Below are 24,681 nucleotides of genomic sequence, written 5' to 3'. Positions count from 1 at the left end.
GACGGCAAGCCCCATGGCCCAGATTTTTTACCTGACCCAAATCCAGATCGAGCTCGGCGCCCTGCGCCTGCTGGCCAGCGAGTGCGGGCGCGTGGGCATCCAGCGGCCGCTGATCGTCACCGACGCCGGGGTGCGCGCCGCCGGGTTGCTCGAGCGCACCGTGGCGGCGCTCGGCCAAGGCGGCGCTGCCCTGCCGCACGCGGTGTTCGACGCCACCCCCAGCAACCCGACCGAGGCCGCCGTGCGCGCCGCCGCGGCGGTGTATGGGCAGGCGCGCTGCGACGGCCTGATCGCGCTCGGCGGCGGCAGCGCCATCGACTGCGCCAAGGGCGTGGCGATCGCGCTCGCGCACCCGGGACCGCTCAAGGCTTACGCCACGATCGAGGGCGGCTCGACCAAGATCAGCGCCCAGCTACCGCCCCTGATAGCCGTGCCCACCACCGCCGGCACCGGCAGCGAGGTGGCCCGTGGCGCCATCCTGATCGTCGATGACGGACGCAAGCTCGGCTTTCACAGCTGGCACCTGCTGCCCAAGGCGGCCATCCTCGACCCCGAACTCACGCTCGGCCTGCCGCCGCTGCTCACCGCCGCCACCGGCATGGACGCGATCGCGCACTGCATGGAAACCTTCATGGCCAGCGCCTTCAACCCGCCGGCCGACGGCATCGCGCTCGACGGGCTGGCGCGCGGCTGGGCGCACATCGAGCGCGCCACCCGCGACGGCCTCGACCGCCAGGCGCGGCTGCAGATGATGAGCGCCAGCATGCAGGGCGCGCTGGCGTTTCAAAAGGGGTTGGGCTGCGTGCATTCGCTCAGCCACAGCCTGGGCGGCGTGTTGCCACGGCTGCACCATGGCACCCTGAATGCGGTGTTTCTGCCCGCTGTGCTGGCTTTCAACGCCAGCGCCGCAGCGGTGCAGCAAGAGCGCCGGCTGGAGCGCATGGCGCAGGCCATGGGCTTGGGCACAGACCCGCAGGCCGTCGGACCGGCCATCCGCGCCCTCAACGCACGCCTGGGCCTGCCCAGCGGACTGGCGGCGCTCGGCGTGGGCCCCGAGGTGTTCGAACGCGTGATCGCAGGCGCCCTGGCCGACCACTGCCACCACAGCAACCCGCGCCTGGCCAGCCCCGACGACTACCGCGCCCTGCTCGAGGCCTCGATGTGACACCGCAGCCAGGCGCTACAGCGACTGCACCACCGACGGATCGGGCCGCTGCAGCCAGGCGGCGAATTCGTCCGCCAGCTGCTGGCTCGCCGCCGCCGCCGCACTCCAGGCGCGCATGCGCGCCGCCAGATCGCTGCCGTAGCGCTCGAAATCGCTGCGATCGGGCAGCTTGCCGTCGGGCAGCGTGCGCAGCCAAGCTGGGTCCGGCGCCAGCACCAGGGTGCGATCCAGAAACGCCGTGCTGCGGTGGCGCCACTTGAGCGCCTTGTCGAGCCAACCGGGCACCAGTTGGCGCTGAAAGTGCGGATACAGCACCAGGCCGGGCGCGCGCTGCCAGTCCAGGTGCAGGTGGTAGTCGGTGATGCCGCCGTCCCAGTAGGCGCCCGGGGGCGCGCCGGCGATGTCGGGCACCGCCTGCATGGCAAACGGCACCGAGCAACTGGCTTGCAGCGCCGGCAGCCAGTTGCGCTCGTCGAGCCAGACCTGCTGCGTACGCAGGTCGGTGCAGCCAAAGGGCAAGGCCGCCCCCGGGGTCGAGAACACCACCCGCTCCAGCCAGGCGCCCAAGGCCGGGCGGTGCAGCGCGTTGCTCAGCCAGGCACCCAGATAGCCCGCCGGGGTGCGCCAGCGCCCCTCGCGCCGCAGCAGGTGGCGGCCACGGGCCGTGAGCACATGCAGCCGGTAGCGCCGGTGCGCCAGCACCTGTTGCGCCCGGCCGGCGTAGAACAGCTGCAAATTGTGCGCAAAACGCTTGCTCACATGCGCCGCCGTGGGCCGCTTGCGCCCCGCTGGCAGCTCGAACTGCTGGCGGATGTAGCCGTGCTCGAAGCGCTCGAACGCCGCCGCGCAGTCGTCCAGACAGGCCGTCGCCATGCGCCAGGCCCCGATCGAGGCGCCCACGAGGTCGATCGGCTGCGCGCTCTGCGCCAGCCAATGACCGAAGATGAAACGATCCAGTGGCCCCAGAATCAGTCCCTTGGGGCCGCCGGCGGCCCCGGCGACGATGCCCACGTCGCGCGCCTGCAAACCCTGGGTGTGCAGATGACGCAGCGCCGCCGGGCCGGCATAGAGGCGCAGGGCCTGCAAGCGGGCCGCCATCAGAGCGCCGGCAACCGGTCCAGCCCGGCCACGTCGGGCGCCACCAGCAGGTCCGGGTCCAGCCCCAGCGCCTCGCCCACGTCGTCCGGGTAGTGGTCGATCAGCTCGTTGGCGCGGTTGCCCGCCAGCAGCAGGCGTGCGCGCCAGCTGGCCAGGTGCACCACCGCCGCCAGCGGTTCCTGTTCGGCGGGTGCCAGCGGCTCGGTGTGCTGCGCGATCGCCGTCACCAGCAAGCGCGGCAGGCGCCAGTGCTGCGCCAGCGCGGCCCCGGTTTCGGCGTAGCTGTAGCCCAGCGCCAGCCGCTCGACCTCGGCGCGCTCGAGCGCAAACACGTCCAGGCGCCGGTTCAGGCTGGCCATGGCCTCGGGCATGCCCATGTGCAGCACCAGTTCGCCCACCCCGTGCAACAGCGCCGCCGTGAAAGCCAGGTTGGCATCGAGCCGGCGCGGGGTGCACAAGAGCCGGGCCACGGTGGCGGCGGCAAAGCTGAAATGCCAGAATCGGTCCAGGTGGATGCCGCTCACGGCATGAAAGCTGGCATTCAGGGCGGCGGCGATGACCAGCGCGCGCACCTTGTTGAGCCCCAGCACCACAATCGCCTCGCGCACCGTGCCGACCGGGTGCAGCAGGGCAAAAAAGGAGGAATTGGCCTGCCGCAGCAGGCGCGCCGTGAGCACCGGGTCGTGCTCGATGTCGCGCGCCAGCGCATCGACATCGACCTCGTCGAACTCGAAGGTCTGGATCAGCTTGGCCGCCAGCTCGGGCACCACCGGCAGGCTTTGGGGTTGGCGCAGCAGTTCGTCGAGTCGCATCGGGGGCTCAGGCATCATCAACCCAAAAACGCCGACAGTTCGCCAGCCGAAGTCCATTCGCTCGGGTCTTTGTCGAGCACCATGTCGAGGTCGAGCCCGAGCAGAATCGCCACCACTTCGGGGAAGGTCGCGGCCAGGCCCTCGCGGTCGAGGTTGATCTCTTGCGCGCGCGCGCGCCACGCCGCCATGTGCACGATGCCGGCCAGCGGTTCGTACACATCGCCCTCGAAGGGCAGCAGCTGGTGCCGCAGCGCGCGCACGATCAGTTCGGGGAAATCCCACTTGGCGGCGAAGGCGGCGCTGACGTCGGCGTAGGTGTAGCCCAGCACGGCGCGCTCGGCCTCGGCGCGCTTGATGTCGAACGGCGAGACGCTCCAGTCAATGCGGGCGATGACCTCGGGCAGGCCAATGTGCAGCACCAGGTCGCCGACCGCGTGCACCAGGCCGGCGGTGAAGGCCGCGCCCTCGTTCTGGCGCATGCTGCGCGCCAGGGTGCGGCAGATCTTGGCGCTGTTGAGGCTGTAGCGCCAGAACTGCTCGAGGTTGACGCCGGGCACGGCCTTGAAACTGCGCCCCAGCGCCACCGCCTGCACCGTGGTGCGCAACTGGTTGAAGCCCAGGATGTTGACGGCGTCTTGCACGCTCAGAATTTCGCGCGACAGGCCAAAAAAAGCCGAATTGGCCAGCTTGAGCAGCCGGGCGGTGAGGGCCGGGTCGGTACCGATGGCCTCGCTGATGCGGCGCGCATCGGGCTCCGCCTTGTTGAGCTCGGCCGACACCTCGGACACCACACGCGGGATGCTGGGCAGTGCCTTGGCTTGCGCCAGAAGTTCGTCGAGTTGCATGGGGGCGCTGGGTAGGGTGATCCAAGCTGGGCAGTATAGTGGAGCCAGCGCGCCGGGCCACCCGGCCCGGCCCGGCCCCCGCATCAGATCAGCCGCACCAACTGCTTGCCAAAGTTTTGGCCCTTGAGCAGGCCCAGAAAGGCCGCCGGGGCCGACTCGATGCCTTGGGCGATGGTCTCGCGCGGCCGGAAACGCCCGCTGCCCACCAGCTGCCCGAGTTCGGCCAGCGCCGGCGGCCAGTCCTGCATCTGCTCGCTGACGATGAAGCCCTGCACGCGCAGGCGGTTGACCAGGATCAGCGCCGGGTTCAGCAGCGGCAGCGGCTGGCCTTCGTAGCCCGCGATCATGCCGCAGATGGCAAAGCGGGCAAAGGCGTTGCTGCGCAGCAGCGCAGCGTCGAGCACGGCCCCGCCCACGTTCTCGAAATGTCCGTCAATGCCCTGCGGGCAGGCGGCCTTGAGCGCCTGCGCCAGCGCGAGGTAATCGGGATGACGGCGGTGGTCGATGCAGTCGTCAAAACCGAGTTCCTCGCGCACGTAGGCGCATTTGTCCGGGCCACCGGCAATGCCCACCACGCGGCAGCCGCGTGCCTTGGCCAGCACGCCCACCGCACTGCCCACGGCGCCGCTGGCGGCGCTCACCGTCACCGTTTGCCCCGGCTGGGGGTCGATGATGCGCACCAGCCCGTGCCATGCCGTCACGCCCGGCATGCCCACCGCCCCCAGGTAGTGGCTCAGGGGCACGTGGGTGGGATCGACCTGGTGCAGGGCGCCGGCCTGGTTGGCATCGACCACGCCGATCTGCTGCCAGCCGCCCATGCCGACCACCCAGTCGCCGGGGGTGTGGCGCGGGTGGCGGCTCTCGATCACCTCGCCCACCGTGCCGCCGATCATCACCTCATCGAGCGGCTGCGGCGCGGCGTAGCTCTTGCCCTCGTTCATGCGCCCGCGCATGTAGGGGTCGAGGCTCAGGTAATGGTGCCGCACCCGCACCTGGCCCTCTTGCAAGGGTTCGAGGGCGACGGTTTCGAGCCTGAAATGCTCCAGGCCGGCTTGGCCTTGCGGGCGCGCGGCGAGCACGATGCGGGTGTTGGTGGTCATGGCCATGTTCCTTGTGAGGGTTGCGTAGCAGGGTGTGAGCGTGCGCGCAGTCGAGCCTCTCAGCCGCCGACGACGGCGCTCACGCCGCCATCGACCGCCAGCCACTGACCCGTGATGTGCTTGCCTGCGGCCGACGCCAGCAGCACGGTCAGGCCCTTGAGGTCTTCGTCGTCGCCCAAGCGGCCCAGCGGTGCGTGCGCGGCCAGCCGCTCCTCGCCCAGCGCCTCCAGCGTGCCGCGCGTCATGCGGCTGGGGAAGAAGCCCGGGCAAATGGCGTTGACGCGGATGCCGTGCGGCCCCCACTCGGCCGCCAGCGCCCGGGTGAAGTTGAGCACCGCACCCTTGGAGGTGTTGTAGGCGATGGTCTGCATGCCGCGGGGGTTGCCCCCCAGGCCAGCGATCGACGCCAGATTGATGATGCTGCCACGGCGGCGCGCGATCATGCAGTGCCGGGCCAGGTATTGGCTGAGCAGAAAATAGCCGCGCACATTGAGGTTCATGACCTTGTCCCAAGCCTCGACCGGATGCTCCTCGGCCGGTGCACCCCAGGCCGCGCCGGCGTTGTTGACCAGCACATCGACCGCGCCCAGGCGCTGCAGCGCCTCGGCGCCCAGGCGCTGCAAATCGGCCTGCTGGGCGCAGTCGGCCACGATCCACTGCGCCTCGATCCCTTGCGCCTGAAGCCGTTGCGCCGCTTCGTCGAGCTCATCGCGCTTGCGCGCCACCAGCAGCACGCGCGCACCGGCCTCGCCCAAGGCGTGGGCCATTTGCAGTCCGAGGCCGCGCGAGCCCCCCGTCACCAGCGCCGTCTGGCCGCTGAGGTCGAACAGTTGTTGCACCGTGCGTGTCATGGGTGGGGTCTCCTGGGTCGTTGATCGTGGCCCCGACCCTAACCCAATCAGGCGTCGGAAGCTGACGCCTGCACGACACGGTGCACCCGCACCTCGTCGATGCGGCGCCCATCGAGCCGCTGCACGGTGAATTGCCAGCCTGCCACCTGCACCGCTTCGCCCTCGTTGAGCAGCTCGCCGGCCACGGTCTGCATCAGGCCGCCGACGGTGTTGTAGCGCTCCTTGTCCTCGTCGGGCAGCGCGTCGATGTCCAGGCGCACCTTGAGCTCGTGCGCCGGCATGGCGCCATCGACCAGCCACGAGCCGTCCGGCTGCGGCGTCGCCCAGGCCTTGAGCGGCGTCTCGGGCGAGAGCTCGCCGGTGATGGCCTCGAGCAGATCCAGCGGCGTGAGCACGCCCTGCACCTCGCCATACTCATCGACCACAAAGGCCATGCGTGTGGCGCGCGCACGGAACTGCTCGAGCATTTCCATGCCGCTCAGGGTTTCGGGCACGAACACCGGCGCGCGCGCCTGGCTGGCCCAGTGTGGCGCGCAAACCACCGCACCCGCCGCCCCCACCGCAGCGGCCTCATCGCCCCCCCCTCCAGCGCCCACGGCCGGCTCGGCCAAGGCCAGCGCCACCAGCTGCGGCAGGTGGATCACGCCCAGCACCTCGTGCAGGCCGCCGCGGCAGACCGGGTACCACGAATGGCCGCCGCGTTGCGCCGCATCCAGCGCCTGCGCCAGCGGCCAGGCGGCGTCGAGCCAGAGCACGTCTGGGCGCGGCACCATGATCGAGGTCAGCGGCCGGTCGTCGAGCAAAAAGACGTTGCGCACCATCTGGTGCTCGTTGGCCTCGATGATGCCCGCGCCCACGCCCTCTTGCAGGCTGGCGTCGATCTCGGCCTCGGTGACTTGCTGCACCGCCGCGTTGTCGATGCGCAGCAGCTTGAGCGTGGCCTGGGTGGTGTGGGTGAGCAACCAGACGAAAGGCTTGGTCGCCTGGGCCACCAGCGTCATCGGGCGCGCGATCCAGCGCGACACGGTTTCGGGGTAGATCTGGCCGATGCGCTTGGGCACCAGTTCGCCAAAGACGATGGTGATGAAGGTGATGACCAACACCACGATGGCGGTGGCGGCGATGCTGGCCGAGCCCTCGGACACGCCCCAGCCGATCATGAAGGCGGCAAAGTCGTCGCTGAACGCGGCCTCGCCCACGATGCCGTTGAGCATGCCGATCGAGGTGATGCCCACCTGCACCGAGGACAGGAACTGGGTCGGGTTGTCCATCAGCTCGAGCGCGGTCTGGGCGCCGCGGTCGCCGCTTTCGGCCAGCGCCAGCAGGCGCGCCTTGCGGCTCGAGGCCAGTGCCAGCTCGGACATGGCAAAGGCGCCATTGAGCAGAATCAGGAACAGGATCAGCAGGGCGTCCATAATCGCGGTTTATGCCTAATTACTTGATCGGCGACGTACAGGGCTGCGACGCCGCCTTGCAGCGCTTGCTGCACAAAATCGATTTTTCGCCCAGCCGCGACACGCTCTACCTGCTGGGCGATCTGGTCAACCGCGGTCCGGCCTCGCTGGCGGTGCTGCGGCGCCTGCGCGCCCTCGAAGGCGCCGCGCATTGCCTGCTGGGCAACCACGACCTGCACCTGCTGGCGGTGGCGCACGGGGTGCGGCGCGCCAGCCGCCACGACAGCTTTGGCGACGTGCTGCAAGCCAGCGACGCCGCCGCCCTGCTGCACTGGCTGCGCCAGCGCCCGCTGGCCCTGCAGGTGCAGGGCTGGCTGCTGGTGCACGCTGGCGTGCTGCCGCAGTGGACGACGGCGCAGACGCTGGCGCTGGCCAGCGAAGTGGCGCAGCAACTGGCCGGGCCCGAAGTTGGGGATTTTTTGCAGCACATGTACGGCGACCAGCCGGAACGCTGGAGCGACGATCTGCAAGGGGCCGAGCGCTGGCGCGTGGTGGTGAACGCGCTGACGCGGCTGCGCTTTTGCCGCGCCGACGGCAGCATGGAGTTCACCAGCAAAGACGGCTCTGCCGCCGCGCCAGCCGGCTACCTGCCGTGGTTCGAGGTGCCAGGCCGCCTGACGGCAGGCAACCCGATCGCTTTTGGTCATTGGTCCACGCTGGGGCCGCTGAAGCAGCCCGATTTGCTGGCGCTGGACACCGGCTGCGTCTGGGGTGGCTGCCTGAGCGCAGCCCAGCTGCCCGCAGCCGCATCGACGCATGCGCCGCTCATCATCAAGGTGCAGTGCCCACAGGAACTGAAGCCGGGGCGCTGAAAACCCCTCGCCTCAGGACACCGGCTCGGGGCGGGGCAGTGGCTCGCATGCGGCGCCAGACTCGACCACGACTGCAGCCTTGAACAAGGCCGCCACCTTGCGTTTGGAGCGGATGAATGGCGACCCGGTGCGCGCCCCCGTGCCGGCCTTGGCAGACTGCAGCTCCCACTCGGGCTTGACCTCGGGTGCCAACTTGGGCTGGTAGGGCTGTTCAAAGAACGGGTCGGCAGCCGGGCGCGCTGGCCGTTGCGGACGCAGGGCGCGCAGATCGCTGCTGCCGCGCGGGTCGTGCCAAAGGCGCTGGCCGTCGTTGATGCGGCCCGGCTCGCCGCCGAAACGGCGCCGATCCGATTCGATCTCCAGCGGCTCCACCTCGAGCTTTTTGCCGAGCAGTTTTTCAATGTCGGCCAGCGACTTGGCGTCGCGCCCGCTGACAAAGGAAAAAGACTGCCCGGAAGACCCGGCGCGCCCGGTGCGGCCGATGCGGTGCACGTAGTCTTCGGCGTTGAACGGGATGTCGAAGTTGAACACCGCCGGCACGTCTTTGATGTCGAGCCCGCGCGCCGCCACGTCGGTGCACACCAGCAGCTGCACCGCGCCGCTCTTGAAGGCTTCGAGCGCCTTGAGGCGCTCGTCCTGGCTCTTGTCGCCGTGCAGCGCCGTGGTGACGAAGCCGTCGCGCTCCAGCGTGCGCGCCAGCCGCGCACAGCCCAGCTTGCTGTTGACGAACACAAACGACTGGCCGATCTCGCGCTCGCGCAGCACCTGTTTGAGCGCCTGGAGCTTGTCGTTTTCTTCGACGCGGTAAAAGCGCTGCTCGATGGTGGCGGCGGTGGCGTTGGAGCGCGCGACCTCGATGGTCACCGGGTCTTGTAGGTAGCTCGAGGCCAAGCGCTTGATTTCGGACGAGAACGTGGCCGAGAACAGCAAGGTCGTGCGCTGCTTGGGCAAATACGAAAGAATGCGCTGCAGGTCGGGCAGGAAACCGATGTCGAGCATGCGGTCGGCTTCGTCGAGCACCACGTATTCGACCTGGTTGAGCACGCAGTTCTTGGCTTCGATGTGGTCCAGCAGCCGCCCCGGGGTGGCCACCAGCACCTCGACCCCGCGCTTGAGTTCGGCGGTTTGCGGCTTCATGTCCATGCCGCCAAACACCACCGTGCTGCGCAGCTCGGTGTATTTGGCGTAGAGCTCGATTTGCTGCGCCACCTGCACCGCCAGCTCGCGCGTGGGCAGCAGCACCAGTGCGCGCACCGGGTGCCGCGCCGGCGAGGTGGAGGCGCTGGCATGCCTGAGCAGGCGCTGCAGCAGCGGCAAGGAAAAGGCGGCGGTTTTGCCGGTGCCGGTCTGGGCCGCGCCCATCACGTCGCGGCCTTGCAGCACCACCGGAATCGCCTGCGCCTGGATCGGCGTCATGGATGTGAAGCCGAGTTCGGCCACGGCACGGGCCAGCGGCTCGGCCAGCGAGAGTTCAGAAAAAGCAGGATTCATCTAAGGCGGATTGTCGCACCACAACGTGACAAAGCAAAAAACCGAAACGGGTGGGCTGTGGTGCGCCCGCAACGCCAGCGGCCGCACACCCTCCCGTCAACCGGCACGGCGCCGGTGCAGCAAAGACGCAAGAAGACGGCGGCGCGGCTCAAACGGCGTAAGACGGCGCCTGCCCGCTGGTCGGGCGGCCCTGGAAGTCGGTCCAGCAGCGCTGGGTGAAGTCGTAGAGCTTGCACTTGCGTGCGGTCTCGAAGTACCAGCGCCAGCTGAACTGCTGCACGATGATGCGTCCGGGCAGCATGTCTTCGAGCTTTTGCTGCGCCTCTTTGAGCTTGTACAGCGGCACGCTCATGTCCACGTGGTGCGCGGTGTGCTCCATGATGTGGTGCACCAGCGCGCCGATGCGGTAGGGGAACTTGAGGTGCACGGTGGTCGAAACGAAGGGCGCCGCCTTGGCCCAGAGGTGTTTGTCGTCGTGCCACTGCACGCTGGTGTGGGTGTGGTGCACATAGACCACGAAGCCGATCATGGCGTTCCAGAACAGGAACGGCACCACGAAACCCATGACGATCAGCAGCCACACCGGCTGCCCGGTGGCCAGCGCCGCCCACACGAGGCCGGCGATCCACAGCAGCGCCACCGCCGCGACGAAGACCCCGTCCCAAATGAACTCGCTGCGCTGCGTACCCATGTAGGTCTTGCGCGGAAAAAACATGCGCAGCCACCACATCTCGATCAGGTAGTACAGCGCCGGGCCCCAACCGCTGCGGTAGATGCGCTCGAGGGCGCGGCGGCCGGGCGAGAGCGCTTCGAACTCGGCCTTGGTCAGCGGCGCCCAGACGAAATCCACGCCCTTGAGGTTGGTGTAGCCGTGATGCACCACGTTGTGACCCACCTCCCACAGGCTGTAGGGGGTGAGCGAGGGGATCATGGCGATGCGCCCCAGCACCCGGTTCAGGCCGCGGTGCGGGGTGTAGCTCTGGTGACAGGCGTCGTGCCCGATGATGAACAAGCGCCCGATCACGAAACCCGCCGCCAGCGCACACAGCAGCTTGGCCCACCAGGCTTGCAGCACGATGGTGCCGGCGATCAGGGCGGCAAAAATGGCCCAGTCGAGCACCAGCAGCGCCACCGCGATGGCGGTGCGGCGCTCGGCCAACGGCGTGATCCAGCCGCGGATGACCTTGCGGTGCGGCAGCGGGGCCCCGGCAGGAACCGGGCGCTCAGAGGCAGCAGAGGCTGCGGCTGGGGGCGGCTGCACGCCGCTTAGGGGGTCTGGTGTCGTGTGCATCGAGAAAAGCAAGGGATAAAATGCCAGCGCGCAGGCCGTGCCGGACACATTGCGGGCAGCCCAAAACTGCATCCGAACATTCTATCCTGCCCGCCCTTACACCAGCTTGACCGCGATCAAAGACTGCAAGAAACAACAGTCTATTCTAGCCCAGAGCAGCGGCTTGCGTCTATAATGCAGGGTTTTGCTGGCAACATCCACAAACCACTCAAGGAACCCACACATGGCCACCAAGCCGAAGAAAAAGAACCCCCGCCTGGCCTCAGGCCGCAAACGCGCGCGCCAGGACGTCAAGCTCAACGCCGCCAACACCTCGCTGCGCTCGAAGTACCGCACCGCCGTCAAGAAGGTCGAAAAGGCCGTGCTGGCCGGCGACAAGAGCCAAGCCAGCGCGCTCTTTGCCCAGATGCAGAGCGTGGTCGACACTGTGGCCGACAAAGGCATTTTCCACAAGAACAAGGCCGCCCGCGACAAGAGCCGCCTGTCGGCCAAAGTCAAGGCCCTGGCCACCCCCACCGCAGCGGCCTGACCACCAGCCAGACCGACCGCCCAGGCCCGGGGGGCTGTTCAGCCCCCACACCGCCTGCCGTTTGAACCGGGTGCGCTGCCAGCAAACCCCGCTCACCCTGCAAAAACCGCCTCTCGGGGCGGTTTTTTTGTCTGACCACAGGCCTGTCCGCCTGGCGGCGCTGCAGTGCCCGAAGTCTGGCTCACGGGGTCGAATCGCCAGGCGCTGGGCTGATGGCATCCCGATCGGGCAGCAGACACGCCTCCACCACCTCCAGCTCGTTGTCGCGCGCAAAGCCGATCACGAAGTCCCAAGCCATGGGGTCGTAGTCGCGCAAGGCGGTGTTGAGCACCACGCACTTGACGCCGTTGATCACCTTGGGTATGCACCAAGGCGAGTAGCCCAGGTGCGCGCCCGGCATCCGCCCTGCCGGGTGAAAAGGGCTCATCACCCCGGACAGGCGCTCGGCCCAGTCGCTGGGGCGAAAGGGTTTGCCGCTGCGGGTGCGGCCCTGAATGAAGACTTCATTGGCGCTCGGGGAGACCATGGGGGTTCAGGCCTTAAAGGGAGTCCGCCAGCCGCCGCCGAGGATCGCTCGCTGCACGTGCTGAACCGGTAGAGACCGATGGGTGGATGGCAGTATTCTATCTTATATAAGACTTGCGCTCGAATTCCCCGCTTCTGCGCCCGCCTTTGCGCCTCGAGCTGCGCCTACAATGTTCGCTTCTACCCTTGGCGGTGCCGAGGGTCGGGCATCGCCCTTCCCCCTTCCTCTCACTCACTTTTCGATCAGGACTCGATCCATGCTGCCAGCCGCCCCGGTGCAACCGCACGTCATGAACACCTATGGCCGCGTGCCGATCGAGCTCGCGCACGGCAAGGGTTGCCGCGTCTGGGATGTGCACGGCAAGGCCTACCTCGATGCGCTGGGCGGCATCGCCGTCAATACGCTTGGGCACGCGCACCCCAAGCTGGTGCCGGCGCTGCAGGAGCAGATCGGTACCCTGATGCACATCAGCAACTACTACCACCACCGCTACACCGAGCAACTGGCGCGGCTGCTGGTCGAGCGCTCGGGCCTGAGCAATGTGTTTTTCTGCTCCAGCGGGCTCGAGGCCAACGAGGCCGCGCTCAAGCTGGCGCGCAAGTTTGGCCACGACAAGGGCATCGAGCGGCCCGAGGTCGTGGTCTACGAGAAAGCCTTTCATGGCCGCTCCATCGCCACCCTGAGCGCCACCGGCAACCCCAAGGTGCAAGCCGGCTTTGGGCCGCTGGTCGAGGGCTTCATCCGCGTGCCGCTCAACGACGCCGAAGCCATCCGCCGCGCCACAGACGGCAACCCCAATGTGGTGGCGGTGTTCCTCGAGGCCATTCAGGGCGAAGGGGGCGTACACCCGGCCAGCGCCGACTACCTGCAGCAGGTGCGCGCCCTGTGCGACGCCAACGACTGGCTGCTGATGATCGACGAGGTGCAATGCGGCATGGGCCGCACCGGCAAGTGGTTCGCGCACCAGTGGGCCGGCATCGTGCCCGACGTCATGCCGCTGGCCAAGGGGCTGGGCTCGGGGGTGCCGATCGGCGCCGTGGTGGCGGGCCCCAAAGCGGCGCAGCTGTTCCAGCCCGGCAACCACGGCAGCACCTTTGGTGGCAACCCGCTGGCGCTGCGCGCCGGCATCGAAACCATCCGCATCATGGAAGAAGACGGCCTGCTCGCGCACGCGGCCAAGGTCGGTTTTCAGCTGCAGACCCTGCTCACGACCCAGCTCATGCACGAGCCTGGCGTGCGTGCGGTGCGCGGCAAGGGGCTGATGATCGGCATCGAGCTCGACCGCCCCTGCGCCGTGCTGGTCGAGCGCTGCGCCGAGGCGGGGCTGCTGATCAGCGTCACCGCCGAGCGCGTGGTGCGCCTGGTGCCGCCGCTCATCCTCAGCGGCGGCGAGGCCGACGAGATCGTGGCCCTGCTGGTGCCCCAGATCAAGCAGTTGCTGACCGAACCCTTGGCCGCCTAACCCCCTCTTTGCAGAGCGCCCTCCATGTCAGCCACCGCCCTCAAGCACTACCTGCAGTTCAAGGATTTCACCGCCGCCGAGTACGCCTACCTGTTCGAGCGCGCCTGGCTCATCAAGCACAAGTTCAAGACCTACCAAAAGCACCACACGCTGTGCGACCGCACCCTGGCCATGATCTTCGAGAAGGCCAGCACGCGCACCCGCGTCAGCTTCGAGGCCGGTATGTACCAGATGGGCGGCAGCGTGGTGCACCTGACCACCGGCGACAGCCAGCTCGGGCGCGCCGAGCCGATCGAAGACAGCGCGCGCGTCATCAGCCGCATGACCGACCTGGTCATGATCCGCACCTACGAACAGAGCAAGATCGAGCGCTTTGCCGCGCACTCGCGCGTGCCGGTGATCAACGGCCTGACGAACGAATTCCACCCGTGCCAGATTCTGGCCGATCTGTTTACCTGGCTCGAGCACCGCGGCCGCCGCGCCGACGGCACGCTCGATGTGGGGGCGCTGCGCGGCATGACGGTGGCCTGGGTGGGCGACGGCAACAACATGGCCAACACCTGGCTGCAGGCGGCGCAGATCTTGGGCTTTGGCGTGCGCGTGAGCACCCCCAGCGGCTACGAGGTCAAGCCCGACATCGCGGGCGTGGCCGCTGCGGGCAACTGCTGGCAGGTGTTTGACGACCCGCTGCATGCCTGCGCCGGGGCCGATCTGGTGACCACCGACGTCTGGACCAGCATGGGCTTCGAGGCCGAAAACGCCGCCCGCCAGCACGCCTTCGGCGCCTGGTGCGTGACGCCACGGCTGATGGCGCAAGCGCACCCCGAGGCGCTGTTCATGCACTGCCTGCCCGCGCACCGCGGCGAGGAAGTGGCGGCCGAAGTGATCGACGGCCCGCAGAGCGTGGTCTGGGACGAGGCCGAAAACCGCATGCACGTGCAAAAGGCCCTGATGGAATACCTGCTGCTGGGCCGGCAGTGAGCCCGAAGCCCGCGCACCCCACGACTCTGCTTGCATGACCCCGGTGTTTGACGTCGCCATCGTCGGCGCGGGCGCGGCGGGGCTGTTTTGCGCCGGCATCGCCGGCCAGCGCGGTTTGCGCGTGCTGCTGCTCGATCACGCGCCCAAGGTGGCCGAAAAGATCCGCATCTCGGGCGGCGGACGCTGCAACTTCACCAACCGCGAGCTCGACCCGCGCCAGCCGCAGCGCCACTTCCTGAGCCAGAACCCGGCCTTTTGCCGCTCGGCGCTGGCGCGCTACACCCCGGCCGACTTCATCGCCCTGCTGCAGCGCCACGGTGTGGCGTGGCAGGAAAAGCACAAGGGCCAGCTGTTTTGCAGCCGCTCGGCGCAAGATCTGATCGACCTGCTGCTGCGCGAATGCGGCGCCGGCGGCGTGACGCACTGGCAACCCTGCGGCGTGCGCGCCGTGCACTGGCACGACGGCGCGCCAGGCAGTCCACGCTACCGGCTCGAAACCGAGCGCGCAACGGTGGCGGCGCACGCCTTGGTGGTGGCCACGGGCGGCCTGCCGGTGCCCAAGATCGGCGCCAGCGACTGGGGCTTGCGGCTGGCGCAGCAGTTTGGGCTGCCCATCGTCGCGCCCCGGCCGGCGCTGGTGCCGCTCACCTTCGAGCCCTCTGGCTGGGCCCCCTTCGCGCACCTGGCTGGCCTGGCGCTGCCTGTGCAGATCGCAACCGGCAACAAAAGCATGGCTTTCGACGAAGACCTGCTCTTTACCCACCGCGGCCTGAGCGGCCCGGCGGGGCTGCAAATCTCGAGCTACTGGAACCCCGGCCAGCCCTTGCGCATCGACCTGCATCCCCAAGCCGCGCTCGAAGCCACGCTGCTGGCGGCCAAGGCAGCGGGGGTGCGCAAACGGCTGCCCAACCTGCTGGCCCAGCAGCTGCCACAGCGCCTGTGCGAGCTCTGGACCCAACACCGCCCCGACTGGCAGCGCCCCGTGAGCGATTGCAGCGACAAGGCGCTGGCGCAGCTGGCGGCCAGCCTGCACCATTGGGCACCCACGCCCCACGGCGACGAGGGCTGGGCCAAGGCCGAAGTCATGCGCGGCGGCGTGGACACGCGCCAGTTGTGCTCGCAAAGCATGGAATCCACGCAGCCGGGGCTGTACTTCATCGGCGAAGTGGTGGATGTGACCGGCTGGCTGGGCGGCTACAACTTCCAGTGGGCCTGGGCCAGCGCCCACGCCTGCGCACTGGCGCTGGCCAAAGCCAGCCACTGCAGCCCGTAGGGTTTTAGGCGCTGCAGAAAAACAGGGGCTGAGGGATAATCCGCCACCTTGCCAGCCTTCCTCTTGCCAACCACCCACCCCCATGACTGACACCCAACAACGCATCGACAGCCTGGTCAAAACGCACGACGTCGTGCTGTTCATGAAAGGCACTGCCACCTTCCCCATGTGCGGCTTTTCGGGCCGTGCGCTGCAAATCCTCAAGGCCTGCGGCGTCGAGGCCAGCGCCGTCAAGGCCGTGAACGTGCTCGAAGACCCCGAAATTCGCCAAGGCATCAAGGACTACAGCAACTGGCCCACGATTCCGCAGCTGTTCGTGCGCGGCGAATTCATCGGTGGCTCCGACATCATGATGGAGATGTACGAATCGGGCGAGCTGCAGCAGGTGCTGGCCGCCTCGAGCGCCTCCAAGGCCTGAAACCCGACCTCTCGAGCTGGCAGGCGCCTTGGGCTGGCCACCTTGGGCCGAGCCCCCTCAGCCGATCTGCCAGCGCCGCTGCGCCGCAAACACGGCGTTTGGGTAGGCGCTGCGGCCGCGGCTGCCGTTGTAGCGCCCCAGCGCCATGAACAGGTCGCCGCGTTCGCGGTCCAGGTAGTGGCGCAAGATCACGCAGCCGAAGCGCAAGTTGGTTTTGAGGTGAAACAAGCCGCCCACGTCGCCATCGCCGATCAAACGCGCCCAAAACGGCATGATCTGCATATAACCGCGCGCCCCCACGACCGAGATCGCAAACTGCCTGAAGCCGCTCTCGACCTGGATCAGGCCCAGCACCAGCGACTCATCGAGGCCAGCGCGGCGGCTCTCGTACCACAGGGTTTGCAAAAACTCCAGGCGTTGGTTGAAGTCGGGCTTGTGCCGCGCCAGCCGCGGGCTGATGGCCTTGAGCCAGCGCAGGTAGGCCATGCGCGCCTCGGTGCTGGCAAACTCGGGCTCGAGCGGGTCGGCGAACTCGACCGCAGCGCGCAAGGCGTGGCGCACCGAATCGGCCAGCGGCTCCTCGAGCTGGCTGGCAGCCGCCGGGCGCAGCGGCCACGCAGCGGCTGTGGCTGCTGCCGTGCAAGCCATGGCCGCAGTCCAGCGGCGCCGGCTCCAGCTGCCCTTGGCTTCGCACGCTGCCATCACCCGCTCACACCCCCAGCCGCTCGCGCAACCATGGCAATGCCTGAGCCAGCTCGAGCTTGCTCGCTTGCGCCTCGCGCCGGTGCTGGTATTCGATCTGGCCGTCCTTGAGGCCCTTGTCGCCCACCGTGATGCGGTGCGGCACCCCGATCAGCTCCCAGTCGGCAAACATCGCCCCCGGGCGCTCGCCGCGGTCGTCGAGCAGCACATCGACCCCCAGCGCCTTGAGCTCGGCGTAGAGCCGCTCGGCCGCCGCGCGCACCGCTGGGCTGCGCTCCATGCCGATGGGGCAGATCACCGCCGTGAACGGCGCGATGGCGTCGGGCCAGATGATGCCGCGCTCGTCGTGGTTTTGCTCGATCGCCGCCGCCGGCAGGCGCGTGATGCCGATGCCGTAGCAGCCCATCTCGAACGGTTTGGGTTTGCCGTCTTCGTCCAGAAAGGTGGCGTTCATGGCGCGGCTGTACTTGGTGCCCAGGTAGAACACATGCCCGACTTCGATCCCGCGCTCGATCAGCAGTTCCCCGGCGCCGTCGGGCGAAGGGTCGCCGGGCAGCACGTTGCGGACGTCGGCCACCAGGTCGGGCTCGGGCAAATCGCGGCCCCAGTTGACGCCAGTGAGGTGGTGGTTGGCTAGGTTGGCACCGCAGACCCAGTCGGCCATGAGCGCCACTTCGCGGTCGGCCACCACCCGCACCGGCTGCTTGAGCCCGATCGGCCCCAGGTAGCCCGGGCGGGTGCCAAAGTGGGCGATGATTTCGGCCTCGGTGGCAAAGCGGTAGCCCAGGTTGAGCCCCGGCAGCTTGCCCACCTTGACCTCGTTCATATCGTGGTCGCCGCGCAGCAGCAGCAGCCAGATGCGGCTGCCCACGATTTCGTCGCGTTCGTTGATCTCGTCGGTGGCCAGCACCAGCGACTTGACGGTGCGCGCCAGCGGCAACCCGAGCAGCTCGGCCACCTCGGGGCAGGTGCTGCGGCCCGGCGTGGGCGTGAGCGTCAGCGGCTGGCTCGGGGCCGGGCGCGGGCCGGCCGGGGCCAGCGCCTCGGCTTTTTCGAGGTTGGCGGCGTAGTCGCTCTGCGGGCAATAGACGATCGCGTCTTCGCCGGTGGCGGCGATCACCTGAAACTCCTCGCTCAGGTCGCCGCCGATGGCGCCGCTGTCGGCGGCCACGGCGCGGTAGCGCAGCCCGAAGCGCTCGAAGATGCGCCTATAGGCCGCCGCCATGGCCTGGTAGCTGGCTTGGGCCGCGTCGCGGTCGCGGTCGAAGCTGTAGGCGTCTTTCATGGTGAACTCGCGCCCGCGCATCAGGCCAAAGCGCGGCCGGCGCTCGTCGCGAAACTTGGTCTGAATCTGATAAAAGTTTTTGGGCAGCTGCCTGTAGCTGCGCAGCTCTTGGCGCGCGAGATCGGTCACCACCTCTTCGCTGGTGGGTTGCACCACAAAGTCGCGCTCGTGCCGGTCCTGGATGCGCAGCAGCTCGGGCCCCATCTTCTCGAAGCGCCCGGTTTCCTGCCACAGCTCGGCCGGCTGCACCACCGGCATGGTGAGCTCGATCGCGCCGGCGGCATCCATCTCCTCGCGCACGATGCGCTCGACCTTGCGGATCACGCGCAGACCCATGGGCAGGTAGGTGTAGATGCCGGCCCCGAGTTTCTTGATCAGGCCGGCGCGCAGCATGAGCTGGTGGCTCACCACTTCGGCGTCGGTGGGGGCTTCCTTGAGGGTGGAGATGAAGAACTGAGAGGCTTTCATGGGCGTGCGTGCGTTCCCGACTGGCACCCGCAAGCCCACTGGGGCCACCCTGGGCGCTGCTGACGCTTGCGCCCAGGGCCGCAGAGACCCCACACGAGGCCCACAAAAGGGCGCAGACCGTGCATAATCGGGACAGTTTAAAAATTGGGGTTGATTATGCTTGACAGAGACGGCTTCAGGCCCAATGTCGGCATCATTCTGCTCAACCAGAAGAACCAGGTGTTCTGGGGCAAGCGCATCCGCACGCATTCGTGGCAGTTTCCGCAAGGCGGCATCGACCGGGGCGAATCCCCCGAGCAAGCCATGTACCGCGAACTGCACGAAGAAGTCGGGCTCAAGCCCGAGCACGTGAGCGTCGTGGCCCGCACGCGAGACTGGTTGCGCTACGAAGTGCCGGACCGCTACATCCGCCGCGATGCACGCGGCCACTACAAGGGCCAGAAACAGATCTGGTACCTGCTGCGCCTGCTCGGCGGCGACTGGCTGCTCAACCTGCGCGCCACCGCCCACCCCGAGTTCGACGCCTGGCGCTGGCACGACTACTGGGTGCCGCTGGACGTGGTGGTCGAGTTCAAGCGCGGCGTCTATGAAATGGCGCTGACCGAACTGGCGCGCCACCTCCCCGCCGACGCCCGCCACCGCAGCGGGCGGGGTTTGCTGCGCCCGCGCCCCAGCTTGGCCGGCGCAGGCCGGCCTGGCGCCCCCCCATCGGGCACGGCCAGCGGCAGCGGCGTGGCCTCGCACCCCATGCCCGTGCACATGCCCATGCACATGGAACTGCCCCCGGGCGCCACCTTCGAGCCCAACCCCCAGTTTGACACCACGGTGCAAACGCCTGCCATGCCCGCTCGCCCCACCCCCCCATGATCGAACTGCACCCCTCAACCCCTGTTGCACGCCAACTCGGCGCCTTGGCGCTGGCAGCGGCCTTGTTGGCTGCCGTGGCACCCGCCGCCGGGCAGTCGCTGTTCCTGACCGATGGCGAACAGTGGCAGGAAGGCGAAGTGCCGCCCCCGCCCGCCTTCAGCAGCGCCGCCCTGGTGCCGCTGGACCTCGGCCAAGCCGCGCCCGAGCTGCGCTTTGGCCTCGTGCCCGAGTCGCTGCAGATCGGCGCCGACGGCGTGGTGCGCTACGTCGTGGTCGCGCAAAGCCGCTCTGGAGCGGTGAATGTGATGCACGAGGGCCTGCGCTGCCGCACGCAAGAGATGCGCACCTACGCGCGCTGGTCGCCACAGCAACTGCCGCTGCCGGCCAACTTTGACTCGAGCGCGGGCCACTGGCGCAGCGCCGGGCAAACGCGCTGGGTCAACTGGCGCGACCACGCCGCCGCCCGCCCGGCCTGGGCACTGGCGCGCGCCGGCCTGTGCGACGGCGCCGCCCCCAACGGCAACCCGGCGCAGATGCTGCGGGCGCTGCGCGCCAGCGCGCAAGCAGCCAACCTGCGCTAGAGCGCTGCACCTCAAAGGCAACGCGCCTGGCCGCCTGAACGAGGCGGCAACTTGCCTGACATGCGCTGGGGATGCGCCGCTGGTGCTCCACTGACCAGAGCAGATCACCTGGCCCATGCCATGGCTTAAGGCATTCAGTATGATGCCGCTTTTGCCCAAACCCCAGCCTTCATCCATGTCCAGCCAGCCCCCAGGATTCGATCCCGAAGTCATCGCCCCCCTGCGTCGGCGCCTCGATACCCATCCCGTCTACGGCCTGCGGGACCTCGACGACCTGCGTCGCTTCATGGAATGCCACATCTACTCGGTGTGGGATTTCATGTCCCTGCTCAAGTATCTGCAGCACCACATCGCACCGGCCCGCTATCCTTGGGCACCGGGGCCGGATGCGACGGTTTGCCGTTTCATCAACGAACTGGTGCTGGAAGAGGAGTCCGACAAGATCCCCGGCCCCGACGGCGCAGACATCTGCCTGAGCCATTTCGAACTCTACTGCGGTGCCATGCGCGAGCTGGGCGCAGATCCATCTGGCCCCGAGGCCTTCGTGGCCCTGGCCGCGCGCGCGGGCATCGAAGCGGCGCTGGCTGCCGGCATCGCCCCGGAGCCGTCGCAGCGTTTCCTGGAGAGCACCTTCGGCTTTATCCGCAGCGACCGGGCCCACGTCGTCGCCGCGGCCCTGGCCTTGGGCCGCGAACACGTGATCCCCGGCATGTTTCGCAGCCTGCTGGCGCGCATGGGCATCACCGAGCAGGACGCCCCCCTGTTCCACATCTATCTGAAACGCCACATCCATCTGGACGAGGGCTTCCACGGCCCCATGTCCCTGCGCATGCTGGACCTGCTCTGCGCCGGTGATGCTCAAAAGCGGCGCGAGGCGGAGCAGGCGGCCTGCGCGGCCATCGAGGCGCGCATCCGCTTCTGGGACGAGGTGGCCGAGCGACTGAAGATCGCTTGACCGCGCGGCAAGCGCGCGCTGGCTTCAAACCGTTTCGCTGTCGAAGCGCCGGCGCGCCTGCGCCACCGCCTCCTCACGGCTTGGGTACACGTTGTCGCGCCCGATCTGTTCGAGCAGACCGGAGCGCTCGAGCACCTCCGCCACCGGCGCCTTCAGGCTGGCGAGCATCAGGGTCACGCCCTGCGCGGCGAGCGAACGCTGCAGTTCGCGCAGCTTCTCCTCGCCCGAGGCATCCACCTCGTTGATGCCCGAGGCGATCACCAGCAGGGCGCGAATGCCGGCGTGGTTGGCGATCGCCTCCAGCACGCTGTCCTCGAAGGCGGCGACGTTGAGGTAATTGAGCGAGCGGTCGAAGCGCAGCGCGACGAAGTTGCGCCCGAGCGGCTCGACCGCGTGCAAGTCGGTGCCGGCCAGCGTGCCATCCGGCATGCGCCCGAGCACGGCGACGCGCGGGCGCATGGTGCGCAGCAGGAACAGGGCGGCGGTCAGCGCCATGCCGACCAGGATGCCATTGGCTATGTCGGGCGCAAACGCCAGTGTGGCCACAAAGGTGAAGATGCCGGCAACCGCGTCCGAGCGCTGCACCTTCCAGGCCTGGATGATCGGTCGCACGCGGATCAGGCCGAACACCGCCATCATCACGATCATCGCCAGCACCGACTGCGGCAGGTGATACAGGCTGCCGGTCAGGAACAGCAGCACGATCAGCGTCACCAGCGCGCTCACCACCGCGTACAGCCCGGTTTGCGCACCGCTGCGGCCGGCCACCGCCGAGCGCGAGAACGAGCCGCTGACCGTATAGCTCTGAAAGAACGCGCCGCCGATGTTCGCCAGCCCCTGTCCGATCAGCTCTTTGTTGGTGTCGATGCGCTGCCGGGTCTGGGTCGCGAGCGCCTTCGAGATCGAGGTCGCTTCCATGAAGCCGATCAGCGCCATGACGAACGCCGCCGGCAGCAGCACCAGCATCATGTTCCAGTCCAGCATCGGCACCTTGAAGTCGGGCAGCCCCTGCGGGATGCTGCCGACGACCTCGCCACCTGCGGCGAGCTTGATCTCGGCGCCGCTGACGCCAGCGAAGCGCCACACCCCCGGCGCGGCATTGGCGGGCGCACGGTCCTGGTGGTAGAAGCGCGGCGCGGCATCCGCCGCCTGCACCTTGACCAAGGGTTGGGCGTGGATGTCGAGCCGGCGCGCGTTGTTCTCGCGCCGCAACTGCGCGACGCGCACCTCCAGCACCGCCAGTTCGGCGCGCAGCGCCTCGAGTTCGGTCGCCGCCACATCGGCGGCGCGCGCACTGCGGATTTCGGCGCGCTGGTTGGCCGCCTGCGTCGAGAGTTCGCGGATCTGCACGCGGGTCTGCTTGAACTCGTCGATCAGCGCCAGCGTTGGCGCATCGGCCACGCGCTCGACCGGCACCGTCGTGGTCTGCTCGAAGTCGATTGCGGCGCTGGCCAGGGTGCCGATCACCACCGCCAGCAGCACCGCCGGCACCCGCGGCAGCCAGCGCGCCAGCGTCCACAGCAGCACGCCGGTGACCAGCGCGAAGACCACGGCCGGCAGGTAGGCCTGGTCGAGCCGGCCCACGAGCTCGGTCATGTCGCCGACGAAGCTGCCGGTGCCCGGACTGGGCACGTTCATGATGAAGCGCAACTGCGAGAAGGCGATGATCAGCGCCGCCGCATTGGTAAAACCGACCAGCACCGGATGCGAGACCAGATTGATGATGCCGCCGAGCCGAAACAGACCCATCGCCAGGCGCAGCACGCCGACCATCAGCGCCAGCATGATCGATAGCGCAATGAACTCGTCGCTGCCGACCGCCGCCAGCGGTGCCACCGCCGCCAGCGACATGATCGACAGCATCACCACCGGCCCGGTGTGCAGCAGGTTGAAGTTGCCGAACATCGCGCCGATCACCACCGGCAGCAGCGCCGCGTACAGGCCATAGACCACGGGCAACCCGGCCAGCAGCGCATAGGCCATGCTCTGCGGCACCAGCACCATCGCCACCGTGATCCCGGCCACGACGTCGGCGCGCAGGGTGGTGGCCGACATCGGGAACCAGCGCAGGAAGGGCAGCAGGTTGTGCATGATCCGGGTTCTCAAACGATGTACGATTGTTGATGAATATAAGTCTATCCTTGATTTTGAACTCGTGCATTCAGGATTTTGAACTCGTGCATTCAGGAAGATGCCTGAATGCGGACAAACCCCTAGTGCGCTGGCGCCGATGTTGCGCTCCAATGAAAGCCCGCACGAACCAACGAGAGGATGCCATGACACGATCCACCGATGCCATCCGCGGCCGACCGTCCGAGCCCGACCCGCTCTTTCCCCACGCGCCGCCCGAATGGACGCCAAGCGTGGCGCAAGAGCTGGCGCGCCAGGAAAACCTCGCCCTGCGCGACGACCACTGGGAGCTGGTGCGCGGGCTGCAGGCGTTCTACGCGCGCCACGAAGATGCGCCAGTCACGCTCACCGAACTGCACGACGCCCTCGAGGAGAAGTTCCACCACAAGGGCGGCATCAAGTACCTGTACACGCTCTTGCCCGGAGGGCCGATCGCCCAGGGCTGCCGGCTCGCTGGCCTGAGCGCACCGGGCGGCGCCACCGACCGCAGCTTCGGCAGCGTCGCATGATGGCCGCCGATCCACCACGGGCGGCAGACGCGCCCCAGGCATCGCTGAGCGGGTGCCGGGCGTGAAGCGCTACGCCGACCTGCAGGCGGCGGCGCGCTCGCGTGTGCGCGAGCTCATGCCCTGGGATGTGGCGGCGCGCCTGCAGCAGCCCGACGCGCCGCTGCTGCTCGACGTGCGCGAGCCGGCCGAATACGCGCAGGCCCGCATCGCCGGCTCGGTCAACGTGCCGCGCGGCGTGCTCGAGGCCGCCTGCGAGTGGGACCACGACGACACCGAGCCGGCGCTGGCCGGCGGCCGTGAGCGGGCTATCGTGGTCGTGTGCCGCTCCGGGCAACGCTCGCTGCTGGCCGCCGAGACCATGACCGTGATGGGTTTCGTCGATGTGGTGTCGCTGCGAACCGGTGTGCGCGGCTGGAACGACGCCGAATTGCCGCTGGTCGACGCGGCGGGCGACGCTGTCGATCCGGATCGCGCCCAGGAGCTGCTCGCGGCCCGCGTGCGCCCCGAGCAACGGCGCCCGCAAGCGGCGCTGCCCGCAGCGGCGCAGGCCGATGCAGCCAACCCTACAAACCGGCGGTGATTGCAGGCAGGCCGGTGGGCTGAAGCTTGGTCGATGTATGCTGGGGGCGGTGTTTCAGCAAAACCGGAGACTCAAGCGATGTTCGGACCGATCACGATCCCATTTGGAGCCAAGCTGCTTTTCAATATCGTCAAGCTCAAACCCGGTGTCGACTACAACGACATCGAGCTCGCGCTGGCCGAGATGTGCAGCGTGGTCAAGGAAACCTACGGCAACGACCAGGGTGGCTTCATCGCCGGACAGGTGTTCCGCTTTTCCGGCTTCGTGTCCGACGAGGGTTCGCTGGGTGCCGACCGCAGCGCCGACCACGATGTCGTGATCGTCACCTACTGGCGCTCGTTCGAGCAGCACGAGCGCTCGCACGCCGACGCGGTGTTTCGCGACAAGTTCGCGGCGCTGGCGCAGATGTGCAGCGAGACCAAGGAACTCGGCTACGACATGCTGTGGCAAGGCGTGCCGGAGGCCGCCGCGCAGTGAGCGCCCAGGATGTGACACG

General features: G+C 68.3%; 25 protein-coding genes. 13 read left to right on the top strand and 12 right to left on the bottom strand.

Features of this window, described 5'->3' with window-relative positions; translation table 11 throughout:
- The first annotated feature begins 13 nt into the window (after positions 1–13).
- Positions 14–1,165 (top strand): iron-containing alcohol dehydrogenase, encoded by a 1,152-nt coding sequence (locus AAAZ40_RS04825; protein WP_476661432.1) that lies wholly within the window; start codon positions 14–16, stop codon positions 1,163–1,165.
- 15 nt (positions 1,166–1,180) lie between these two features.
- Here the strand turns inward: AAAZ40_RS04825 and AAAZ40_RS04820 are convergent, their stop codons facing one another.
- The 6 genes from AAAZ40_RS04820 to AAAZ40_RS04795 form a co-directional block, all read right to left on the bottom strand.
- A complete protein-coding gene (locus AAAZ40_RS04820) occupies positions 1,181–2,251 on the bottom strand; it encodes a phospholipase (protein ID WP_476661689.1) in 1,071 nt (356 codons plus the stop codon).
- Positions 2,252–2,262: 11 nt separating this feature from the next.
- On the bottom strand, positions 2,263–3,075 hold the full coding sequence (locus AAAZ40_RS04815) for an HDOD domain-containing protein (protein WP_476661431.1): 813 nt from the start codon (positions 3,073–3,075) through the stop codon (positions 2,263–2,265).
- A gap of 17 nt (positions 3,076–3,092) precedes the next feature.
- Positions 3,093–3,920, bottom strand: a complete 828-nt coding sequence (locus AAAZ40_RS04810; protein WP_476661430.1) for an HDOD domain-containing protein — start codon at positions 3,918–3,920, stop codon at positions 3,093–3,095.
- A gap of 83 nt (positions 3,921–4,003) precedes the next feature.
- Positions 4,004–5,020 (bottom strand): NADP-dependent oxidoreductase, encoded by a 1,017-nt coding sequence (locus AAAZ40_RS04805; RefSeq protein WP_476661429.1) that lies wholly within the window; start codon positions 5,018–5,020, stop codon positions 4,004–4,006.
- Positions 5,021–5,079: 59 nt separating this feature from the next.
- On the bottom strand, positions 5,080–5,871 hold the full coding sequence (locus AAAZ40_RS04800) for an SDR family oxidoreductase (RefSeq protein ID WP_476661428.1): 792 nt from the start codon (positions 5,869–5,871) through the stop codon (positions 5,080–5,082).
- A 47-nt stretch (positions 5,872–5,918) separates the two neighbouring features.
- Positions 5,919–7,286 (bottom strand): hemolysin family protein, encoded by a 1,368-nt coding sequence (locus tag AAAZ40_RS04795; RefSeq protein WP_476661427.1) that lies wholly within the window; start codon positions 7,284–7,286, stop codon positions 5,919–5,921.
- 11 nt (positions 7,287–7,297) lie between these two features.
- On the opposite strand from AAAZ40_RS04795, the gene AAAZ40_RS04790 reads away from it, so the two are divergent.
- Positions 7,298–8,137, top strand: coding sequence for a symmetrical bis(5'-nucleosyl)-tetraphosphatase (locus AAAZ40_RS04790; protein ID WP_476661426.1), 840 nt, complete (start codon positions 7,298–7,300; stop codon positions 8,135–8,137).
- A gap of 12 nt (positions 8,138–8,149) precedes the next feature.
- On the opposite strand, the gene AAAZ40_RS04785 is transcribed toward AAAZ40_RS04790, so the two are convergent.
- Together AAAZ40_RS04785 and AAAZ40_RS04780 are read right to left on the bottom strand one after the other, a co-directional pair.
- The gene (locus tag AAAZ40_RS04785) at positions 8,150–9,628 is read right to left on the bottom strand and encodes a DEAD/DEAH box helicase (protein WP_476661425.1); all 1,479 of its coding nucleotides are present in this window, start codon (positions 9,626–9,628) and stop codon (positions 8,150–8,152) included.
- Positions 9,629–9,776: 148 nt separating this feature from the next.
- On the bottom strand, positions 9,777–10,919 hold the full coding sequence (locus AAAZ40_RS04780; protein WP_476661424.1) for a fatty acid desaturase: 1,143 nt from the start codon (positions 10,917–10,919) through the stop codon (positions 9,777–9,779).
- Positions 10,920–11,142: 223 nt separating this feature from the next.
- On the opposite strand from AAAZ40_RS04780, the gene rpsT reads away from it, so the two are divergent.
- Positions 11,143–11,448 carry a 30S ribosomal protein S20 gene (gene rpsT / locus AAAZ40_RS04775; protein WP_476661423.1) on the top strand — a complete coding sequence of 102 codons (306 nt, stop codon included), beginning with the start codon at positions 11,143–11,145 and terminating at the stop codon, positions 11,446–11,448.
- 181 nt (positions 11,449–11,629) lie between these two features.
- Here the strand turns inward: rpsT and AAAZ40_RS04770 are convergent, their stop codons facing one another.
- A complete protein-coding gene (locus AAAZ40_RS04770) occupies positions 11,630–11,974 on the bottom strand; it encodes a DUF3579 domain-containing protein (RefSeq protein WP_476661422.1) in 345 nt (114 codons plus the stop codon).
- Positions 11,975–12,230: 256 nt separating this feature from the next.
- Here AAAZ40_RS04770 and AAAZ40_RS04765 point away from each other — a divergent pair, with 256 nt between their 5' ends.
- The 4 genes from AAAZ40_RS04765 to grxD all read left to right on the top strand — a co-directional run bounded on the left by AAAZ40_RS04765 (position 12,231) and on the right by grxD (position 16,108).
- Positions 12,231–13,436, top strand: a complete 1,206-nt coding sequence (locus tag AAAZ40_RS04765) for an acetylornithine/succinylornithine family transaminase (protein ID WP_476661421.1) — start codon at positions 12,231–12,233, stop codon at positions 13,434–13,436.
- 24 nt (positions 13,437–13,460) lie between these two features.
- Positions 13,461–14,417 carry an ornithine carbamoyltransferase gene (gene argF / locus AAAZ40_RS04760; protein ID WP_476661420.1) on the top strand — a complete coding sequence of 319 codons (957 nt, stop codon included), beginning with the start codon at positions 13,461–13,463 and terminating at the stop codon, positions 14,415–14,417.
- 34 nt (positions 14,418–14,451) lie between these two features.
- Positions 14,452–15,690, top strand: coding sequence for a BaiN/RdsA family NAD(P)/FAD-dependent oxidoreductase (locus AAAZ40_RS04755; protein WP_476661419.1), 1,239 nt, complete (start codon positions 14,452–14,454; stop codon positions 15,688–15,690).
- 82 nt (positions 15,691–15,772) lie between these two features.
- Positions 15,773–16,108, top strand: coding sequence for a Grx4 family monothiol glutaredoxin (grxD, locus tag AAAZ40_RS04750; RefSeq protein WP_476661418.1), 336 nt, complete (start codon positions 15,773–15,775; stop codon positions 16,106–16,108).
- A gap of 57 nt (positions 16,109–16,165) precedes the next feature.
- On the opposite strand, the gene AAAZ40_RS04745 is transcribed toward grxD, so the two are convergent.
- Positions 16,166–16,810, bottom strand: a complete 645-nt coding sequence (locus AAAZ40_RS04745) for a lytic transglycosylase domain-containing protein (protein ID WP_476661417.1) — start codon at positions 16,808–16,810, stop codon at positions 16,166–16,168.
- 7 nt (positions 16,811–16,817) lie between these two features.
- On the bottom strand, positions 16,818–18,563 hold the full coding sequence (locus AAAZ40_RS04740) for a proline--tRNA ligase (protein WP_476661416.1): 1,746 nt from the start codon (positions 18,561–18,563) through the stop codon (positions 16,818–16,820).
- A gap of 156 nt (positions 18,564–18,719) precedes the next feature.
- Here AAAZ40_RS04740 and AAAZ40_RS04735 point away from each other — a divergent pair, with 156 nt between their 5' ends.
- The 3 genes from AAAZ40_RS04735 to AAAZ40_RS04725 all read left to right on the top strand — a co-directional run bounded on the left by AAAZ40_RS04735 (position 18,720) and on the right by AAAZ40_RS04725 (position 20,966).
- Entirely contained in the window at positions 18,720–19,430 is a 711-nt protein-coding gene (locus AAAZ40_RS04735; RefSeq protein WP_476661415.1) for an RNA pyrophosphohydrolase, read from the top strand.
- The gene (locus AAAZ40_RS04730) at positions 19,427–20,011 is read left to right on the top strand and encodes a CNP1-like family protein (RefSeq protein WP_476661414.1); all 585 of its coding nucleotides are present in this window, start codon (positions 19,427–19,429) and stop codon (positions 20,009–20,011) included. Before AAAZ40_RS04735 ends, AAAZ40_RS04730 begins: the two co-directional genes overlap by 4 nt.
- A gap of 175 nt (positions 20,012–20,186) precedes the next feature.
- A complete protein-coding gene (locus AAAZ40_RS04725; protein ID WP_476661413.1) occupies positions 20,187–20,966 on the top strand; it encodes a DUF3050 domain-containing protein in 780 nt (259 codons plus the stop codon).
- Between the two features lie 24 nt (positions 20,967–20,990).
- On the opposite strand, the gene AAAZ40_RS04720 is transcribed toward AAAZ40_RS04725, so the two are convergent.
- Positions 20,991–23,057 (bottom strand): SulP family inorganic anion transporter, encoded by a 2,067-nt coding sequence (locus AAAZ40_RS04720; protein WP_476661412.1) that lies wholly within the window; start codon positions 23,055–23,057, stop codon positions 20,991–20,993.
- Between the two features lie 185 nt (positions 23,058–23,242).
- Between AAAZ40_RS04720 and AAAZ40_RS04715 the strand changes: the two genes are divergently transcribed.
- From AAAZ40_RS04715 to AAAZ40_RS04705, 3 genes are all read left to right on the top strand, one after another.
- Positions 23,243–23,605: a TusE/DsrC/DsvC family sulfur relay protein gene (locus tag AAAZ40_RS04715; protein WP_476661411.1), complete on the top strand. Its 363-nt coding sequence runs from the start codon at positions 23,243–23,245 to the stop codon at positions 23,603–23,605.
- A gap of 61 nt (positions 23,606–23,666) precedes the next feature.
- Positions 23,667–24,185, top strand: a complete 519-nt coding sequence (locus AAAZ40_RS04710) for a rhodanese-like domain-containing protein (protein ID WP_476661410.1) — start codon at positions 23,667–23,669, stop codon at positions 24,183–24,185.
- Between the two features lie 78 nt (positions 24,186–24,263).
- Positions 24,264–24,662, top strand: a complete 399-nt coding sequence (locus AAAZ40_RS04705; RefSeq protein ID WP_476661409.1) for a hypothetical protein — start codon at positions 24,264–24,266, stop codon at positions 24,660–24,662.
- The last annotated feature ends 19 nt before the right edge of the window (positions 24,663–24,681 follow it).

The organism is Serpentinimonas sp. SMBJO2, from assembly GCF_056341105.1.
Note: the sequence above shows the minus strand (reverse complement) of the source record. Positions and strands in the feature narration are given on the sequence as shown.

Bases quoted from the DNA above. Each gene is read 5' to 3' on its own strand.
- AAAZ40_RS04810 (WP_476661430.1), bottom strand. From the start codon at position 3,920: ATGCAACTCGACGAACTTCTGGCGCAAGCCAAGGCACTGCCCAGCATC.
- AAAZ40_RS04720 (WP_476661412.1), bottom strand. From the start codon at position 23,057: ATGCACAACCTGCTGCCCTTCCTGCGCTGGTTCCCGATGTCGGCCACC.
- AAAZ40_RS04745 (WP_476661417.1), bottom strand. From the start codon at position 16,810: ATGGCAGCGTGCGAAGCCAAGGGCAGCTGGAGCCGGCGCCGCTGGACT.
- argF (WP_476661420.1), top strand. From the start codon at position 13,461: ATGTCAGCCACCGCCCTCAAGCACTACCTGCAGTTCAAGGATTTCACC.
- AAAZ40_RS04765 (WP_476661421.1), top strand. From the start codon at position 12,231: ATGCTGCCAGCCGCCCCGGTGCAACCGCACGTCATGAACACCTATGGC.
- AAAZ40_RS04755 (WP_476661419.1), top strand. From the start codon at position 14,452: ATGACCCCGGTGTTTGACGTCGCCATCGTCGGCGCGGGCGCGGCGGGG.
- AAAZ40_RS04740 (WP_476661416.1), bottom strand. From the start codon at position 18,563: ATGAAAGCCTCTCAGTTCTTCATCTCCACCCTCAAGGAAGCCCCCACC.
- AAAZ40_RS04790 (WP_476661426.1), top strand. From the start codon at position 7,298: ATGCCTAATTACTTGATCGGCGACGTACAGGGCTGCGACGCCGCCTTG.
- rpsT (WP_476661423.1), top strand. From the start codon at position 11,143: ATGGCCACCAAGCCGAAGAAAAAGAACCCCCGCCTGGCCTCAGGCCGC.
- AAAZ40_RS04730 (WP_476661414.1), top strand. From the start codon at position 19,427: ATGATCGAACTGCACCCCTCAACCCCTGTTGCACGCCAACTCGGCGCC.
- grxD (WP_476661418.1), top strand. From the start codon at position 15,773: ATGACTGACACCCAACAACGCATCGACAGCCTGGTCAAAACGCACGAC.
- AAAZ40_RS04805 (WP_476661429.1), bottom strand. From the start codon at position 5,020: ATGACCACCAACACCCGCATCGTGCTCGCCGCGCGCCCGCAAGGCCAA.
- AAAZ40_RS04705 (WP_476661409.1), top strand. From the start codon at position 24,264: ATGTTCGGACCGATCACGATCCCATTTGGAGCCAAGCTGCTTTTCAAT.
- AAAZ40_RS04795 (WP_476661427.1), bottom strand. From the start codon at position 7,286: ATGGACGCCCTGCTGATCCTGTTCCTGATTCTGCTCAATGGCGCCTTT.
- AAAZ40_RS04785 (WP_476661425.1), bottom strand. From the start codon at position 9,628: ATGAATCCTGCTTTTTCTGAACTCTCGCTGGCCGAGCCGCTGGCCCGT.
- AAAZ40_RS04725 (WP_476661413.1), top strand. From the start codon at position 20,187: ATGTCCAGCCAGCCCCCAGGATTCGATCCCGAAGTCATCGCCCCCCTG.
- AAAZ40_RS04800 (WP_476661428.1), bottom strand. From the start codon at position 5,871: ATGACACGCACGGTGCAACAACTGTTCGACCTCAGCGGCCAGACGGCG.
- AAAZ40_RS04780 (WP_476661424.1), bottom strand. From the start codon at position 10,919: ATGCACACGACACCAGACCCCCTAAGCGGCGTGCAGCCGCCCCCAGCC.
- AAAZ40_RS04715 (WP_476661411.1), top strand. From the start codon at position 23,243: ATGACACGATCCACCGATGCCATCCGCGGCCGACCGTCCGAGCCCGAC.
- AAAZ40_RS04825 (WP_476661432.1), top strand. From the start codon at position 14: ATGGCCCAGATTTTTTACCTGACCCAAATCCAGATCGAGCTCGGCGCC.
- AAAZ40_RS04735 (WP_476661415.1), top strand. From the start codon at position 18,720: ATGCTTGACAGAGACGGCTTCAGGCCCAATGTCGGCATCATTCTGCTC.
- AAAZ40_RS04815 (WP_476661431.1), bottom strand. From the start codon at position 3,075: ATGCGACTCGACGAACTGCTGCGCCAACCCCAAAGCCTGCCGGTGGTG.
- AAAZ40_RS04770 (WP_476661422.1), bottom strand. From the start codon at position 11,974: ATGGTCTCCCCGAGCGCCAATGAAGTCTTCATTCAGGGCCGCACCCGC.